The 16061-nt window shown below is 63.5% G+C and carries 19 protein-coding genes; 8 read left to right on the top strand and 11 right to left on the bottom strand.

Annotated elements, in window-relative coordinates; translation table 11 throughout:
• Position 1: 1 nt before the first annotated feature.
• Entirely contained in the window at positions 2-895 is an 894-nt protein-coding gene (locus tag V1292_RS11205) for a LysR family transcriptional regulator (protein WP_334372516.1), read from the bottom strand.
• A 117-nt stretch (positions 896-1012) separates the two neighbouring features.
• Between V1292_RS11205 and V1292_RS11200 the strand changes: the two genes are divergently transcribed.
• The gene (locus V1292_RS11200) at positions 1013-1642 is read left to right on the top strand and encodes a pyridoxamine 5'-phosphate oxidase family protein (RefSeq protein WP_334372515.1); all 630 of its coding nucleotides are present in this window, start codon (positions 1013-1015) and stop codon (positions 1640-1642) included.
• Here V1292_RS11200 and V1292_RS11195 read toward each other — a convergent pair whose 3' ends face one another.
• On the bottom strand, positions 1643-2374 hold the full coding sequence (locus tag V1292_RS11195) for a glutathione S-transferase family protein (protein WP_334372514.1): 732 nt from the start codon (positions 2372-2374) through the stop codon (positions 1643-1645). It lies immediately after the preceding gene.
• Between the two features lie 62 nt (positions 2375-2436).
• Positions 2437-2685 (bottom strand): hypothetical protein, encoded by a 249-nt coding sequence (locus V1292_RS11190; RefSeq protein ID WP_334372513.1) that lies wholly within the window; start codon positions 2683-2685, stop codon positions 2437-2439.
• A 102-nt stretch (positions 2686-2787) separates the two neighbouring features.
• Here V1292_RS11190 and V1292_RS11185 point away from each other — a divergent pair, with 102 nt between their 5' ends.
• Together V1292_RS11185 and V1292_RS11180 are read left to right on the top strand one after the other, a co-directional pair.
• Entirely contained in the window at positions 2788-3486 is a 699-nt protein-coding gene (locus V1292_RS11185) for a helix-turn-helix transcriptional regulator (protein ID WP_334372512.1), read from the top strand.
• A 46-nt stretch (positions 3487-3532) separates the two neighbouring features.
• Positions 3533-3880 (top strand): YkgJ family cysteine cluster protein, encoded by a 348-nt coding sequence (locus V1292_RS11180; protein WP_334372511.1) that lies wholly within the window; start codon positions 3533-3535, stop codon positions 3878-3880.
• Between the two features lie 98 nt (positions 3881-3978).
• On the opposite strand, the gene V1292_RS11175 is transcribed toward V1292_RS11180, so the two are convergent.
• Together V1292_RS11175 and V1292_RS11170 are read right to left on the bottom strand one after the other, a co-directional pair.
• Positions 3979-4383 (bottom strand): hypothetical protein, encoded by a 405-nt coding sequence (locus tag V1292_RS11175; RefSeq protein ID WP_334372510.1) that lies wholly within the window; start codon positions 4381-4383, stop codon positions 3979-3981.
• A gap of 183 nt (positions 4384-4566) precedes the next feature.
• Positions 4567-4920: a DUF3307 domain-containing protein gene (locus V1292_RS11170; RefSeq protein ID WP_083754910.1), complete on the bottom strand. Its 354-nt coding sequence runs from the start codon at positions 4918-4920 to the stop codon at positions 4567-4569.
• Positions 4921-5342: 422 nt separating this feature from the next.
• Between V1292_RS11170 and V1292_RS11165 the strand changes: the two genes are divergently transcribed.
• Positions 5343-6743, top strand: a complete 1401-nt coding sequence (locus tag V1292_RS11165) for a TAXI family TRAP transporter solute-binding subunit (RefSeq protein WP_334372508.1) — start codon at positions 5343-5345, stop codon at positions 6741-6743.
• Positions 6744-6850: 107 nt separating this feature from the next.
• Here V1292_RS11165 and V1292_RS11160 read toward each other — a convergent pair whose 3' ends face one another.
• Both V1292_RS11160 and V1292_RS11155 read right to left on the bottom strand, forming a co-directional pair.
• Complete coding sequence (locus V1292_RS11160) at positions 6851-7714, bottom strand: DUF6537 domain-containing protein (protein WP_334372506.1); 864 nt, start codon at positions 7712-7714, stop codon at positions 6851-6853.
• A 17-nt stretch (positions 7715-7731) separates the two neighbouring features.
• Positions 7732-8397 (bottom strand): Crp/Fnr family transcriptional regulator, encoded by a 666-nt coding sequence (locus V1292_RS11155; protein ID WP_028351732.1) that lies wholly within the window; start codon positions 8395-8397, stop codon positions 7732-7734.
• Between the two features lie 262 nt (positions 8398-8659).
• Between V1292_RS11155 and V1292_RS11150 the strand changes: the two genes are divergently transcribed.
• Complete coding sequence (locus V1292_RS11150) at positions 8660-9436, top strand: enoyl-CoA hydratase/isomerase family protein (protein ID WP_334372504.1); 777 nt, start codon at positions 8660-8662, stop codon at positions 9434-9436.
• A 9-nt stretch (positions 9437-9445) separates the two neighbouring features.
• Here V1292_RS11150 and V1292_RS11145 read toward each other — a convergent pair whose 3' ends face one another.
• Together V1292_RS11145 and V1292_RS11140 are read right to left on the bottom strand one after the other, a co-directional pair.
• Positions 9446-9880: a DUF6157 family protein gene (locus tag V1292_RS11145; RefSeq protein WP_334372502.1), complete on the bottom strand. Its 435-nt coding sequence runs from the start codon at positions 9878-9880 to the stop codon at positions 9446-9448.
• Positions 9881-9906: 26 nt separating this feature from the next.
• Positions 9907-10548 (bottom strand): glutathione S-transferase family protein, encoded by a 642-nt coding sequence (locus tag V1292_RS11140; RefSeq protein ID WP_334372501.1) that lies wholly within the window; start codon positions 10546-10548, stop codon positions 9907-9909.
• An 87-nt stretch (positions 10549-10635) separates the two neighbouring features.
• Between V1292_RS11140 and V1292_RS11135 the strand changes: the two genes are divergently transcribed.
• The 3 genes from V1292_RS11135 to V1292_RS11125 all read left to right on the top strand — a co-directional run bounded on the left by V1292_RS11135 (position 10636) and on the right by V1292_RS11125 (position 13898).
• On the top strand, positions 10636-11664 hold the full coding sequence (locus V1292_RS11135; RefSeq protein WP_334372499.1) for a helix-turn-helix transcriptional regulator: 1029 nt from the start codon (positions 10636-10638) through the stop codon (positions 11662-11664).
• Between the two features lie 103 nt (positions 11665-11767).
• The gene (locus V1292_RS11130) at positions 11768-12028 is read left to right on the top strand and encodes a hypothetical protein (protein ID WP_334377003.1); all 261 of its coding nucleotides are present in this window, start codon (positions 11768-11770) and stop codon (positions 12026-12028) included.
• A gap of 229 nt (positions 12029-12257) precedes the next feature.
• Positions 12258-13898 carry an ankyrin repeat domain-containing protein gene (locus V1292_RS11125; protein WP_334372497.1) on the top strand — a complete coding sequence of 547 codons (1641 nt, stop codon included), beginning with the start codon at positions 12258-12260 and terminating at the stop codon, positions 13896-13898.
• Between the two features lie 34 nt (positions 13899-13932).
• Here the strand turns inward: V1292_RS11125 and V1292_RS11120 are convergent, their stop codons facing one another.
• Both V1292_RS11120 and V1292_RS11115 read right to left on the bottom strand, forming a co-directional pair.
• The gene (locus tag V1292_RS11120; protein WP_334372496.1) at positions 13933-14646 is read right to left on the bottom strand and encodes a nitroreductase; all 714 of its coding nucleotides are present in this window, start codon (positions 14644-14646) and stop codon (positions 13933-13935) included.
• A 109-nt stretch (positions 14647-14755) separates the two neighbouring features.
• The gene (locus tag V1292_RS11115) at positions 14756-16003 is read right to left on the bottom strand and encodes an acyl-CoA dehydrogenase (RefSeq protein ID WP_334372494.1); all 1248 of its coding nucleotides are present in this window, start codon (positions 16001-16003) and stop codon (positions 14756-14758) included.
• Between the last annotated feature and the right edge of the window lie 58 nt (positions 16004-16061).

Here is a 16061-nt window from a genome sequence, read left to right as displayed (position 1 = left end):
CCTACCCGAAATGCCAGTCGGCCATTTCGGTGACGAGATCGACGAAGGTGCGCACCTTGGCCGACAATAGCCGCGAGGTCGGATAGACGATGTGGATCGGCATTGCGGGCTGCTCGAACGGCGCGAGCACGATTCTGAGCCGCCGCGCTTTGAGGGATTCGGCGGCCTGATAGGCCATTACCCGCGTCAGCCCGCCGTCCTGCTCGGCATACTGGATGGCGGCATCCGAGCTGTTGGTGGCGAAGCGCGGCGTGCTGGCGACGCGGATTTCGCGGTTATCCTCGACGAAACGCCAGTCGAGCGCCGCCGTCATGGCGCCGAACTGGATCGTATCATGCGCGGAGATGTCCCGCGGCCGCTGCGGCTCGCCGCGCGCCCGGAGATAGCCGGGCGAAGCCACCACGATCCGCCGCATCTCGCCGACATGGCGCGCCACCAGCGTCGAGTCGGGCAGATGGCCGATTCTAACAGCGAGATCGACACCATCCTCGACGAGGTTGATCATGCGGTCGGACAAACGGAGATCGATGCCGACGTCGGGATAGCGCTTCAGGTAGGCGGTCACGATTGCGCTGACATGCAGCCGGCCGAACCCGACCGGCGCCGAGATGACGAGCTGCCCCTCGGGGCGCGTGCGCTCGCCCGCGACGGCGCCCTCGGCCTCTTCGACATCGGCCAGGATCCGCCGCGCCCGCTCCAGATAGCGTGAGCCGGCGTCGGTCAGCGTCACCTGCCGCGTCGTCCGCTGCAGCAGCCGCGCGCCGAGACGATCCTCCAGCGCCGCAATCAGCCGCGTCACGCCCGATGGCGACAGCCCGAGCTTGCGCGCCGCGGGGGCAAAGCCCCGCAGGTCGGCCACCGCGACAAAGGCCTGCATGGCATCGAGCCGGTCCATCCAACTATTGCATATCTAGCAATAGTGAAGTGTCAATTCCTAAGATTGTTTAAGTTACGGAAACATCCATCTTAACGCCCGAAGGACGACCGTTTAGGCGCTCCACGGGAGGCTCAGATGTCTGACGTTCACACCTATTCCAGCGACGTCGCCTTCACCCCGGCGGTGAAGGCGATCCAGACCCGCAAGGGCTCGCGCGAGGCCTATGCCAGCGTCGAGGCGCGCGGCGGCTGGCGCGTCGAGATCGACGAAAACCTCGCGGGCTTCCTAGCGGAGACCACGAGCTTTTATCTCGCGACCGCTTCCGCGGACGGCCAGCCTTACATCCAGCACCGCGGCGGGCCGAAGGGCTTTGTCAAAATTCTCGACAAGAACACCATCGCGTTCGCCGATTACAGCGGCAACCGGCAGTACATCAGCCAAGGCAATCTATCGGAGAATCCGAAGGCTCATATTTTCGTGATGGACTATGCGCATCGCCGGCGCGTGAAGATCTGGGGCGAGGCGCGCGTGGTGGAGGATGATCCGGCGCTGACGAAATCGCTGATGCCGCACGGCTACAAGGCGCGGCCCGAGCAGGTCATCCTGTTCAAGATTGCGGCGTGGGACACCAACTGCCCGCAGCACATCCCGCAGAAGTTCGATGCTGCCGACGTCGCGCAGGCATTGGCGATGCGCGACGCCCGCATTGCCGAACTTGAGAGCGAGGTGGCCGCTTTGCGGGGCCAGCCCGCTCCGGCGAGTTAATCAGGCGGCTTGCTGTTGCACCGGCGCCCAGGCGAATTCTGGATAGTACAGCAGCATCATCCGGTCGACATAGGCGGTGAGATTGGCGAATTGCTCGGTCCGCTGCCGCAGCGCTGACTCGAAGAACGGTGTCAGGATTCCAGCGAGCGCGCCGAATGCGGTGGCGTCCATGCCGCAGGGTGTTTCGCCCATCAGAAACGGCTTGTCGCCGAGTTGGACCGACAGCGCAAACAGCGAGCGCGCGGCAAGATCGATGTCCTCGTCGGGGGCGTGGCGGCCGAGGCCGCTGAGCAGGTAGTTCTCGGCGACGCGGAACTGGGCGTCCTCGCGCATCTTCTCGCGCAAGTGTGCCGGCGCGCTGTCGAAGAAATGCGCAGGGCCCTTGGCGAAATTGTCGCCATCGACCCAGCGCGCGCCGACCAGTGCCCAATAGATATGATGCTCGATCATCCGCTCGAACGCCCAGGCCTGCGCCCGTGCCTGCAGACTGAGCGGCGCATCGAAGTCGAAACCATACTTGGCCTCCAGATGCGCGCGAATGAAGGTGGAATCGGCGATCGTCTCGGCCTCGTCGACGACGTACGGCAACTGCCCCTTGGGCGAAGCCGGCGGCTTGGCCTTCTCCTTGCGATAGGCAAGACCGGCCATCTTGAGCTGGACCTCGGTCTTGGTCACAAAGGGACTGATCTCCGGCAGGCCGAAGCCGGCACCGAAGCCGTAGAGGGTAATCATGCTGGTCTCCCGATCTCAAAAACGCGGGCCGAGGCTAGCGCCCCCCTGCTGCCACCATGGTGTCAGCAGCAGCAGTGCCGGCGGCCGCCTTCCTCCTGCCGCGGCGCACGGGGCTTGCGCGCCCACGACGCAAGCTGCTCTTGCGCCAGGGCGCACATGGCGATGAGCGAACGCCATGCCAGCTCAACCATCGCCCAGCGCAGGTCGGTGGTGACGCAGTGGATGGAAACGAGCTGTTCCAATGCAAATCGGTGGGCATTCACGAGAGGTCCGCGGCTTCGCCGGAAGCCGAATTCGCTGAAAATCGTCATGGACAAGTTCCCTTTAATTGAGGTGTTGTCCCGATATACAAAACCCCTGCTGCCAACATGCTGTCAGCATGCGCAAGCGCCTGTCAGGAAAAGAGACGAGCCATGAGACGGGCCGACCGGCTGTTTCAAATCATTCAGGTGCTCCGGCGCACCCGCAAGCCTTTGACCGCAGACGCGATCGCGGCGGAGCTGGAGACGTCGAAGCGAACCATCTACCGCGATATAACGACCCTGATCGAACAGCGCGTGCCGATCCGCGGCGAAGCCGGCGTCGGCTACATCCTGGAAAAAGGCTTCGACCTGCCGCCCTTGATGCTCACGCCAGATGAGATCGAGGCCTGCGTGCTCGGCGCACAATGGGTGGTCGGCCACGCCGATCCCGCGTTGGCACGCGCAGCGCAGGACCTGATGGCGAAAGTCGCCGAGACCGTGCCGGAGCGCTTGCGCCCATTTGTGCTGGAGCCCGCCAGCCGCGCCCGACGGGCATGGAACCGGGAGCCCGACCGCATCGACATGGTGCGGACACGGGCACAGATCCACGACGGCAAGAAGATCACGCTGAACTATCGCGACGAGCATGGCCGCGACAGCCAGCGCACGATCTGGCCGATCGCAGTCGGCTATCACGAGGCGGTGCGGATACTGGCGGCGTGGTGCGAACTGCGGAAGGATTTTCGCAGTTTCCGCACCGACCGCGTCGTCGACGCAGTCTACCACGACGAAAGATATCCGGAACGGCGCGATATCCTGCGGGCGAAATGGCGGCGGAGCCTGGTCTGGGAAGCGCCGAAGGATACTTGAGGCCGGTCGCTGGTCGCGGCCGTCATTCCGGGCTAAACGCTGAAACATGCAAGGAATCGTCGCCGACAACCAAAACCCCTGCCAGGCCTGCGGCGCCTGCTGCAGCTACTCACAGAACTGGCCGCGTTTCACCACCGAGGACGATGCGGAGCTCGACCTGATCCCGGAAAAATTCGTCAACGAACGGCTGTCGGGAATGCGCTGCGACGGCGAGCGCTGTTCGGCGCTGTCAGGCAAGGTCGGCGAGGCGACGTCGTGCCTGGTCTACGCGGTGCGGCCCGAGGTGTGCCGCACCTGCATGCCCGGCGATGCGGAGTGTGCGATGGCGCGAAAGCGGCACGGATTGCCGGTGCTCGATGTCGTCCCTGCGAACGCAGGGACCCATACCGCGTGATCTATCGATAGAGCTGAACGGCGTCGCTCAATAACCAACCAAGTCCGGTGGTTATGGGTCCCTGCGTGCGCAGGGACGACGGAGAGTTTGAGCGTTCTTTACGCCGTCACGGCTTCGGCAAAATCTTCGTCGTCGATCTCGTCCTCGATCGGCTTGAAGGTCGAGAGCGGCTTGGTCGAAAGGGTGATCGGCTTGCGGCCGCCGTGCGATGACGACGAGGCGGAACGCGCGGCGGGTTCGCGCGACAGCGCATAGAGCGTAGAACCGACCCGGCCGCCGAAATGGACCAGCTCGCGTTCGGTGCAGCTCGCCGCGATGGCGACGGCCAACGCGTGGAGGTGGCTGCGCCGGTAACAGAACAGCGCCAGCATGGCGCGGACGTCGGATGAAACGCTTTCCACCAGCAGCGACAGCCCGTGCGGATTGGCGCGGTACATCTCGCCCAGCAGCTCGTCCCGGACCGGACAGAAATCGTTCTCGAAGGCGTCGCGGCTTGAAAACATTGCGGGTTCTCCCTATCCGGAAGATGCCGCGCAATTCTCTAATGAAGGGTTAACCACCCGCACCAGTAATGTTCCGGGGCGCTTGCCAGTGATGCCTGAATCGGAAGTCGGACATGATTCGAGCCGGCGCGGGTGCGCCTTCCGAATTCGGAGAAGATTGGACTGATGCCGCCAGTCGCGGGATCAGTTCGCCGCCATGAAAATCGCCAGACCGAAACCGGTGAGATGATGCAGCGCCTGATCGACGCCGATCAGCGTCCAGAACCACGGATGCTCGTTCTCGAGTGTCACGCCAAACCGGGAGGCGATGATCCCCTTGAGACGGTCGACGGTGATGTGGATGAAGAAGTCGATAAATGCGACGAACCAGAATCTCGGCGCGACGATCAGGATCAACGCCAGCGATACCGCGAGGTGCACGAGGCAATGCGCAAGCAGCGGCATCGCCCAGCCGGTCTTTTGATCCTTGCCGATCGCCATCCAGGAAGTTTGCAGCATGAAATCGGCAATGACGTGCTTCACCGTGAGAAGCAGCATCCATCCGATCAGCGCACCTACCGGGATCGAGGACGACATCGAAGGGAACAACAAAGCTGACGCCCTTTGGCTGGGACTGACGAGATGGCGAAAAACCGGGGCCTAGGCTGTCAGCGCAATGTTCTTGTCAAACCCGGACTATTCGAACGTTGCATTATTTATGACATCTCCCGCGGCGGAATGCACCTGTGGGTAGTCTGAAAATCGCACGGTGTGGCGGAACTGCGATACTGCGGCAACCTCGCGCAGCGTGGCCCCGGGGGTAAGGTTACCCGGCCGGCGCGGTTTGCAATCCCATAGGAGAGGGCTATCATCGGCTGGCGGGCAAAATTATCATCCTTTTGTATATGTTTACGAATTCATTCGGACGGCCCGCGGCGCCAGCTCGGCCGGCGACACGTCCCTGACCCCCGGTACGAGCCATGCGAGCTGAAGCCCCAACGCCGCATCCGAAAATGCCGCGTCGCCGCATGCGGGCCGTCAAGAGCAACCGGACCCAGATCCTGCTGTTTTCCTTCCTGACGCTGGTTCTGACCGTCGCCGTGGTGTGGGGTGGCCGGACGCTGCTGCGCAATTCCGAGACGCTGGTATTTGCCGTCGGTGATACCAACAGCCCGGAGGCGCGCTTCGCCGCCCGGCTGGCGACGGTGCTGAAGAATAATTCCTCCCGGCTGCGGCTCAAGATTGTGACCAATGGCGACAATGCCAAAGCGTTGTCGCAGTTCGACCGCAAGGAGGCCAACCTTGCGATCTTGCGCAGCGACGCCAGGATTCCGCCCCGCGCCCGCGCGCTGGCAATCCTCGAACATGACCTGCTGTTGCTGATCAGCCCGAACGGCAAGAAAATCAAATCTATCGCGGAGCTGAAGAAAAAGAAGATTGCCGTCATAGCCGACAACGAGAGCGGGGCTGCGCTGGTGCGCAACATTCTCGAGCTCTCCGACACCCCGGATGCGGCGGCGCGGGTCCAGATGGCCCCGCCGGGCGCGACCTTCGACCAATTGTTCGCCGCGGGCTTCGGCGCCGTGGTCAAGATCGCGCACGCCTCGCAGATCGTAAAGGACAAGAGTTACGCGCAATATGCCAGACGCGGCAGCTTCACGCTGAATGCGATCGAATCGGCAAAGGCGATCGCGAGGAAGTACCCGGCGATCTCGGAGGAGACGGTGGCGACCGGAATGCTGTCCGCCTCCCCCGCCGTCCCTGCGGAAGATGTCGAGACGATCGGGCTCGAATGGCTGCTGGTCGCCCAATCCAAGCTCTCGACCACCACCGTGGGCGACCTTGCGCGGATCATCTACGAGAACAAGGCCGAGCTTGCGCTACCCGACGGCTTCGCCTCCAAGATCGAGCCCGCAGAGACCGACAAGGACGCCTTCGTCGTGGCGCATCCGGGCGCTGCCGAATACATCAACGACGACACCAAATCCTTTGTCGAGCGCTACAGCGATTTGATGTATGTGGCGCTATTGGCGCTCAGCATCATCGGCTCGATCTTTGCCGCCATCTACGCCAAGGTCACCCGGATCGCCCCCGAAAAGGCCAGCCAGCTCGCGACCGCAATTCTCGATATCGGCGAACGTGTCGAATACGTCAACTCGCTCGACGCGCTCGACGAACTGCAGGACGAGCTGGAAGCGATCCTGCGCGGCGTGGTGATCGGCTTGCGCGACGGCACCATCAGTAGCGACGGGCTGGATACCTTCAAGCTCGGCTATGAATTCGTGCGCGACGAAATCGGCCTGCGCCGCGAACATCTCAAGCGGCATGCCGTGCCGCAAGACGAAAAGGTCGTGGTCGTGAAGACCGCGCAGAGCGCGTAAACCCGAGCTCTTGTAGGGTGGGCAAAGGAGCGCTAGCGACGTGCCCACCATCAGGACCTCGCGCATGGATAGATGGTGGGCACGTCGCTCACGCTCCTTTGCCCACCCTACACGTTAGCGGACACCCGTGCCCTTATCTCGGCGATCTTGCGCTTGAGCGCGGTCTGCCGCGGGTCGGGCGAGGCGGCGGCGCGCGCTTCGGCTATCGCGCCGGCGAGATCTGATAAGGCCAGCACGCCATCGAAGGTCGGCTTGGCAAGCCCGTCGATGATCGCGTTCCAGTCCGCTATGCCCTGCCGATAGACGTCGCCATAGCCCTCGACCATGGTCGCGGTCTGGATGATCGCGGGCGCGGCTTGCGGCTGTTTGGTCAGGCTGCGGTCGATCATGTGCAGCCAGCGTTCGACCCAGACCCGCTCCCTGGCATAGCGCACCGAAAGCAGTCGCCATCGCCGCAGGCCCGCCTCGATCTTGAGGCGGCGAATGCCAAAGCGACTTGCCGTACTAAAGCGGATCGAGACGCGCCTGTGCGCCCATCCCACCCACTCCAGCGCATCGAGCAGGTATTCGGCGATGACGGCGGGAAGCGCGCCGATCAGCTCTTCAAGCCGGAATTTTTTGACCTCGACGGACCCGGCCGACGCGCCCGGCGGACCGTGCAGTTCGGCCAGCTTGAGCTGCGCGATTCGGATCGGGTCCTGATAGCTCATGCGCACCGCCATCAGCCGCGCTATTTCGCCGAGCATCACGTCGTCGACGCCTCGTTTGTCGATGAACCGCCGCAGCCGGTCGACATAGAGCCGGGCGTAGCTCGGACCCTGATAGTCGATGAGCAGATGGATGGCCTCGCTCGCCACCGCCATCACCGGCTCCGGCAGTCCTTCGGGCAGGAACGGCGGCTCGTCGTCATCGTCGCCGATGAAATCGGCGAAGAGATAACGCAACGACGACAGAATACCGCGGTCTGACACTCCTTGGGCTCCGGCCTCTACGCGGGTTTCGGCTCGGCTGCCGGCGCAGACTGCTGTGCCAGTCGCCGCTCAAGCGTTTCGATATTCTGAAACAGCCGGGCACTCGACAGCCGCAGGAAATAGAAGCCGAAGGCCGGGTTCTGCACGTAGAGCTCCTCAACCTTGGTGTAACTGACGCTCAGGATGAGGCCCGATTCGACGCATTCCAGCGTCTGCGTTCGCATGTTCGACGGCGACAGCATACCGAGCTCGCCAACGATGGCGCCTACCGGCAGCACGATGCCGGATTCGACCAGCTTGAACTTGCCGCTGACGATATAGAGCATGTCCTCGGCCTTCTCATCCTTGTAGAACAGGATTTCGCCGGCCTGGCATTGGCGCTCGGTCATGAACGGCTTCAACCACTCCATCGACAGGTCGCTGTTGACGGATTTTTTGACGTCGCGCACCAACTGCAACATCTGGTGCAGGCGATAGGAATTGACCAGCAGCATGATCAACTGCACCACCATGACCAGGTAGTTTCGGGCGGGAATTGCGGTGATGATCAGGATGACGTTGGCGAGAATGCCGAAAACCCGCAACGGGATCATGGTCTTCATCGTCGTGGTGGCAACGACGAAGATCGTGGCAAATAGCGCACCGGCCGTTCCCGCGTGTTGTGCCAGATGAGACGTATCCATTGGAGGCCAACCAATTTTTCTTCAGGGAGTGATCTAATTCGCGTTTCTGTTGCCGTGCCCGCTATCGTAATGTCCGCGAGCTTGCTTTGGTATACGAGGAAAACGCGACTATTTGTCGGGATTCTCACCTTTCCGGGGTAAAATTCACCGCAATGGCGCTTGCTGGACAGTGCCGGCCGCGGCCTGGGTTTTGACAAGGCATTTGACGGTGCTCCCGGCCCGACGGCGTGCCAAGGCAGACAAAAGAACAATGGAGAACAGGATGTCCGAAGCGGCGAGCGCACCAGTCCTCGAGATCAGCGGCCCGCGCGCCACGATCCGCCTCAACCGGCCGAAACATCTGAACCGGCTGCAGAGCGAGGACCTCGGCGAACTCACGAAACTGTTCGACCGGATCGAGGCCGATCCCGCGATCCGCGTGCTGGTGCTGACCGGCACCGGCCGCGCCTTCAGCGCGGGCTATGATCTCAATTCGGTCGCGGACCGAGCGACCAGCGAGAAGGAGCAGCCGAGCGCGGGATCGGCATTCGAAGCAGTGGTCGACCGGCTGGAGGATCTCGGCGTGCCAACGATCTGCCGGCTCAATGGCGGCGTTTATGGCGGCTCGACCGACCTGGCGCTGGCCTGCGATTTCCGTATCGGGGTCGATACCGCCGAAATGTTCATGCCGGCGGCGCGGCTCGGCCTGCACTACTACAAGAGCGGAATTAAGCGCTACGTCTCACGGCTCGGCGTCGACAACGCAAAAATGCTGTTTCTCACCGCGCAGAATATTGCCGCGCCGGAAATGCTGCGGATCGGTTACCTCACTGCCATGGTGCCGGTGGAAATGCTGGACGACGAAGTGGATCGTCTCGCCGCTATCCTGGCCGGCAACGCGCCGCTGGCGATGCGCGGCATGAAGCGCGCCATCAACGAATTCGCCCGCGGCAAGCTTGACGAAGCGGCCGCCGACCTCCGCCATCGCGAGAGCATGCGCAGCGCCGAGATCAAGGAAGGCATCGAGGCGTTCGCGGAAAAGCGGCCGCCGAAATTCTGAGCGAAAAGTTCAGGCACGCCTGGTACGCATCGCCCGGACCTGCTGGATAGCAGGATCGCGCGCAAGCGCCTGGTAGCGCTTGCTGTCAACCGCATGGATCGCGACGCGCCCCTCGGCATCGGCGTGCACGCCCCAGCCGAAGCGCTTGCCGAGGCCTGACGCTCTCAGGCATGCCTGCCCTTTTGAGAAGAATTCCTCGCGGGCAAGGCTTAGCTCCTGCTTCGTCGCCTTGGCACCAAGCTGCCGGCCGCGGGCGGAGGTCGCGAATATCACGTCGTCGGACGTGTATTTGTAGGGCGCTTCCGCAATCATCTTGTACTGCAGGCCGGCAACCGTTGGATTGCCCGCGCGGACCGGCGGTTCCTCGCCGGTACGCGCGGGACAATCCTCCGCGACCTGGATGAAGGTGTTGAAGCAGTTGGTGGTGTGAACTGTCTTTGTCATCCAGCGATCAAACCTCGTCGCGCCACTCACCCGCAAGCCGCGGCGTGCTCCGCCGCCATGGCATCATCGGCGGCGCTGATCCGCTGGAAGGCGGGCCGCGACGTAATGCGCTCGGCATAGGCCTTGAACACGTCCTTTTCGGGCACGAGGCCGAACATCATCGTCCAATTGAACGCGACGCCCCAGAGAATATCGGCAGCCGTCATGCGGTCCCCGAGCAGATAAGGCCCACTGGAAAGCTGCGTCTCCAGGACGCCCAGCATGGAGTCGTAGTCGGAATAGGGCGATTGCGTCGGCGGCGCCGGTTCGTGCTTCATGAACTTGTCGATCAGAGCTGGCTCGAAGGACGAACCATAATAGGCGATCCAGCGCAGATACGGGCCACGCCTGGGATCGTCGAGCGCGGGCGTCAGCCCGGCTTCCGGAAAAAGGTCGGCGAGATAGATGTAGATGGCGACCTGTTCGGTCACCAGCGCCTCGCCATGGCGGATCAACGGCACCTTGCCCAGCGGATTGATGGCGAGATAGGCCGGCTGGCGCTGCTCGCCCGCCTTCATGTTCAGGACATGAAGATCGTAAGGCGCCCTCAATTCCTCCAATAGCACCCGCGTGCCGGTCGCGCGGGTCTGCGGCGAGTAATAAAGGGTGATACGGTCCTTGCTGGTCATTGGCAGTCTCCTTTTCGCCCCCACGGGCACACCCTTCTATGCCCGGCCATACCTGACATCCTGTGTCAGGTATGGTTTAAGAGGGCCATGCGCGCAAGCCGGTTGCTTTCCATCCTCACCACCTTGCAGGCGCGGGGACAGGTCACCGCGCCTGAACTCGCTGATACCTGCGAAGTTTCGGTGCGCACCATCTATCGCGATATCGATGCACTCGCCGCCGCCGGCATCCCCATCTATGCCGAGCGCGGCGCGGAAGGCGGCTATCGCCTGCTTGACGGCTATCGCGTGCGGCTGAATGGCCTGTCGCAACCGGAGGCCGAGGCGCTGTTCTTGACGGGACTGCCAGGGCCCGCAGCCGCGCTCGGCCTCGACGCTGCAATGATGGCGGCGCAGACCAAGCTGATGGCGGCGCTGCCGGCCAATCTGCGCCCGAATGCCGGCCGGATGCAGGAGCGCTTTCATCTCGATGCCCCAGGCTGGTTTGGCGAGGCCGAGCAGCCCAAACATCTGCGTGCGATCGCCGGCGCGCTGCTGCGCGAGCGCCTGATCGAAATCCGCTACCAGAGCTGGAGCGCCAAGAAGCGCCGCCGCGTCGCGCCGCTCGGGCTCGTGCTGAAAGGCGGAAGCTGGTATCTCGCCGGACACGTCGACGGCAGCGTGCGCACCTATCGCGTCGCGCGCGTTCTGGATTGCAACGTTCTCGATGAGTGTTTCGTGCGGCCCGTCAATTTCGATCTCGGTGCCTATTGGCAAGCCGCAACGCTTCGGCTCGAAACCGAGATGCATCCGGACTCCGCCACCGTCCGGCTATCGCCGCTTGGCGTCAAACTGCTCGACGCCTTGAGCCAGCCCTATGTGAGGACGCGCACCCGTATCGAGGAGACTGCCGATGCGGCCGGCTGGCGGATTGCCGTCGTGCCGATCGGGAAAACGGTGTGGCATGCCGCCGCCGAGCTGCTGCGCCTCGGCGCGGAGGCCGAGGTGCTCGCACCAGCCGAGCTGCGCGACAAGATGGCCGAGCTCACACAAGCCATGGCCGCCCGCTATCAGACGGTGCGGAGCGCACATCCTGATCAAAAGGATGCCCGAAAACCGCGTCCCACGAAACATTCCTGAAACACAATTCTCCTCTTCGCACGTGAACGCAAGCCGCGCCTGATCCGACTGATGGGCAGGGACGCAACAACGGCCTCGTGCCAAGCAACTGGAGAAAATGAGTATGTTTCGCAAGGTTACCCTCGGACTGATTGCCGCCGCCTCGCTGACCATTGCCGCTGCAGCGCCCGCTTCCGCCGGCGGCTTCTACCACGGCCCTCACTGGGGCCATCATTGGGGCCATGGCTACGGCTGGGGTCCTGCCATCGGCGTCGGCTTCGGCGGCGTCTACGTCAACACCGGTTTGAACGGCTGCCTGCAGCAGCGCTGGGTCGAAACCCGCCGTGGCATGCGCCTGCGCACCGTGAACGTCTGCGCCTACTGATCGAACAGCGCTTGTAAGAAAGATCCCGGCCGCGCCAGCGACCGGGATTTTTCCGCTTGCCTGATCCGTTGACCCCTGCCCGCTGCAGCCATATTGTGGCGCCTGCGGTGCAAGCCGCGCCCGGGCCCGCGGGAAGGGTTGAACCCACTTGCAGCTTTCGAGCGACATCTAGAGCCTTTGTGCAGCCGGTATTGCGGGCCGTCGGCGATGTCACGCACGGAGGTGTCTGATGAACCGGTCTCCCGATCGATTGAATCTCGATCATCTGAAGAAACAAGCCAAGGAATTGATCCGCCTGTATCGAAGCCGCGATGCGGCGGCGATGACGCGGTTTCGGCATGCGCTGCCGGCGGCGGCCGGGCGCAGCGATGGCGATATTGCGTCCCTCGAACTTCGCCTGCACGACGCGCAATCATGCATCGCGCGCGAGCACGGCTTTGCTTCCTGGCCCGACCTGAAGCAATACGTCGAAGTGCAGATGGCTGCGCGCAACGAGCGCGCCGCTCGGGTCCTGCACTGGCTGCAATTGATCTATCGCGGCGATGTCAGCAACACGTCCGGCCGCACCAACCTGCGCGTCGGTTTGCGGATGCTGGCGGAAGATCCCGGACTGGTCGCCGGCGATCCCTACCTTGCCTGCGCCATCGGCGACGAAAGCGCATTGCGGCAGGCCACGCAGGCCGATCCGGCCTGGATCAACCGTCCCGGCGGCCCGCTGCAGATGTCGCCGCTTTTTGCAGTCGCGCATTCAGGCCTGTTGCGCGTGGATGAATTTCGCGAGCGCCTGCACGGAAGCGCGCAATTGCTGATCGCGGCAGGTGCCGACGTCAATCAGCGCATCTTCAGCCGCTGGCCGCCGGCGTCGCTTGAGAAACCCGACATGCGCTATCCACTCTCGACGCTCTATGGCGCCGCGGGAGCCAACCATGACCTTACCCTGACAAAGCTACTGCTCGACGCCGGCGCGGATCCCAATGATGGCGAGTCGCTCTACCACTCCCTCGAGAATCCGGCCTGCACTCGCCTGCTGCTGGAGCACGGCGCGCGCATCGCAGAAAGCAATGCGATCTATCGCTCGATCGACCTTGAGGACGACACCGCGCTAAAATTACTTCTGGAGCACGGCGGCGACCCGAACGAGCCCTCGCGAAATGCACCGCTGACCGATTGGGGTTCGCCGCTCGCATGGGCCATCTACCGCCGCCGCCCCCGTCACGTGAAGGCCCTGGTGGATGCGGGCGCCGACCCTTCGCGCTCCACGCCGGAAGGCCTCAGCCCATACCGGCTGGCGTTGCAGTTCGGGCTTACCGAGGCTGCCGCGCTGCTGCGGGCGCAAACCGACGCGCCTGATGTTTCCGACGAAGAGCGCTTTGTCGCCGCATGCGCGCGCGGTGACGAAGCCGAGGCACGTGCGGTGGCTTCGCACCGCCCCGATCTGCCGACCTCGCTGTCGCCGGCGCAATTGCGACTGTTGCCTGATATGGCTGCGGCAGGCGCCGACGACGTCGTCAAGCTGATGGTCAGGCTCGGCTGGCCGATCGCGGTGCGCGGCGGCGACTGGGATGCATCCGCGCTCAACCTCGCGGTGTTCCGCGGCGATGCCGCGCTGACGCGCTTCCTGCTTGAACACGGGGCCGATTGGGCCGAGCAGCATGGCCACGGCGACAATGCGAGCGGCACCTTGGGATGGGCGTCCTGCAACGAACCGGTCGAGGGCGGCGACTGGCTCGGCTGCGCACGCGCGCTGCTCGATCACGGCATGCCGGGCGCGGCGGCGATTCCAGGCGATCCTGAGTGGGTGATGATCGCAGGAAGCAAGAAGCGGTTTTCGGATGAGGTTACTGAGGTACTGCTGCGGCAGGACGTTTGAAGGTTCATTCCCTCTCCCCTTGTGGGAGAGGGACCTACGCGTCCACGAACGTCACCGTATCGGCCACGGTCGCCCGCGAGGTGCGGTAGCTGTTGACCTTGTGGGCGTGGTCGGCATAGCCGAAGGAAATGCCGCAGACCACGCGGCGGTCATCCGCCAGCTTGAAGTGACGCCGGATCAATCCGGAATGCCGCGCCAGCGCGGCCTGCGGAATGGTGCCGAGGCCGAGCGCCTGGGCGGCGAGCATGAAATTCGAGACATAGGCGCCGCAATCGACCGCGCCGTAGATGCCGAGCGGCTCGTCGGTGTGGATGATCGCAACATGCGGGGCGCCGAAGAAATTGTAGTTCTCCAGCGCCTGTTTGGCGTAGGCCATCTTGTCGCCTCTGGCGATGCCAAGCGTGTTGTAGAGCTGAAAACCGCTCTCGCGGCGGCGATCGAGATAGACGCCGAGATATTCGCGTGGCGGCGTGAAGTCATGATCGTCCTTGGCGCCGGAGGCGGCTTCGGCATAGATCGCATTGCGGAAACGTTCCTTGGCCTCGCCGCTGGCGATCAGCACCTGCCAGGGCTGGCTGTTGCACCATGACGCCGTGCGCTGCGAGACCTTGAGAATGTGCTCGATGATCTCGCGCGGCACTTCCCGCGGCAGGAAGGCGCGCACGGAGTAGCGCTCGTTCAAGAGTTCTTCGAGCACGCCGATGCGGTCCGCGGTAGCGTAGCGTGCGTTCGGTGCCTTTGCATCCACGATGCTTCCTCCGTCCCGTCATTCCGGGGCGCGCGAAGCGCGAACCCGGAATCTCGATCCCAACCTCCGGATTCCGGGTTCGCCGCTCTGCGGCGCCCCGGAATGACGTCTAGCCTCGCCCCTTGGTCGGGATCTTGTTGAACGGCACGTCCTTGTCGACTCTGATGTCGCCGGGCAAGCCGAGCACGCGCTCGGCGATGATGTTGCGCAGGATCTCGTCGGTGCCGCCGGCAATGCGCATCGACGGCGAGGACAACAGCATCTGCTGGAACTGGCCGCGCGCCGCTTCCTCGTCCGCGCCGGTGAGCGCGCCGGCCGCGCCCTGCAGATCCATCGCATAGGCCGCGATATCCTGCAGCATCGAACCCGACACCAGCTTGCCGATCGAGTTTTCCGGGCCCGGCCGTTCGCCCTTCGACAGCGACGAAATCGCGCGGTAGCTGGTGTATTTCAGCCCGCTCGCCTTCACCGCCCAGTTCGCGAGTTTTGAGCGCGTCGCGGGATCGTCGATCGCGAGCCCGTCATCGGTCATCAGGTTGGAGCAGAACTCGAACATCTCGGGGAAGCCCGTCGCAAGCCGCGAACCGATCGACATCCGCTCGTTCATCAGCGTGGTCAGGGACACGTTCCAGCCATCGCCGACCGCGCCAAGACGCTGGCTGTCCGGGATCACCACGTCGGTGAAATAGACCTCGTTAAACTCCTGCATGCCGTTGGCCTGCTTGATCGGCCGCACCTCGACGCCCTTGCTCTTCATGTCGAGGAAGAACATCGTCAGGCCCTTGTGCTTGGGCACGTTGGGATCGGTGCGAGTGATCAGCAGGCCGTAGTCGGAGTAGTGCGCGCCTGAGGTCCAGATCTTCTGACCATTGACGATCCAGTTGTCGCCCTGCTTTTCCGCGCGCGTGCGCAGCCCCGCGACGTCAGAGCCGCCGGCGGGTTCGGAGAAAAGCTGGCACCAGATATGTTCGCCGGAGGCGAGCTTCGGCAAATAGTGACGCTTGTGCTCCTCGCTGCCGAACGCCATCACGGTCGGGCCGCACATGCCCTCGCCGATCTGGAACGGCTGCGTCAGCTTGCCGTAGACGCCCTCTTCCTGCTGCCAGATCACCTTCTCGATCGGGCTGGCGCCGCGACCGCCATACTCCGTCGGCCAGTGCAGGCAGGCCCAACCGCCCTCGGCCTTCTTCTTCTGCCAGGCCTTGCCGACATCGACGATATCTTCCTTCTCCAGCCGGATGCGGCCGAGCGAGGATTTTGAAAGCTCCGCCTCATATTGCTTCGGCGCGTTGGCGTCGATCCATTTGCGAGCCGTGGCTCGGAATTCGGCTTCCTGCGGCGTATCGTCGAAGTTCATGGCGGCTTCCTTCTTTCTTGTCATTCCGGGGCGTGCGCGGAACGCGCATGAACCCGGA

The sequence above is a fragment of the Bradyrhizobium sp. AZCC 1719 genome (assembly GCF_036924525.1).
Taxonomy (GTDB): Bacteria; Pseudomonadota; Alphaproteobacteria; order Rhizobiales; family Xanthobacteraceae; genus Bradyrhizobium.
This window is presented reverse-complemented; position numbering and strand designations above follow the sequence as displayed.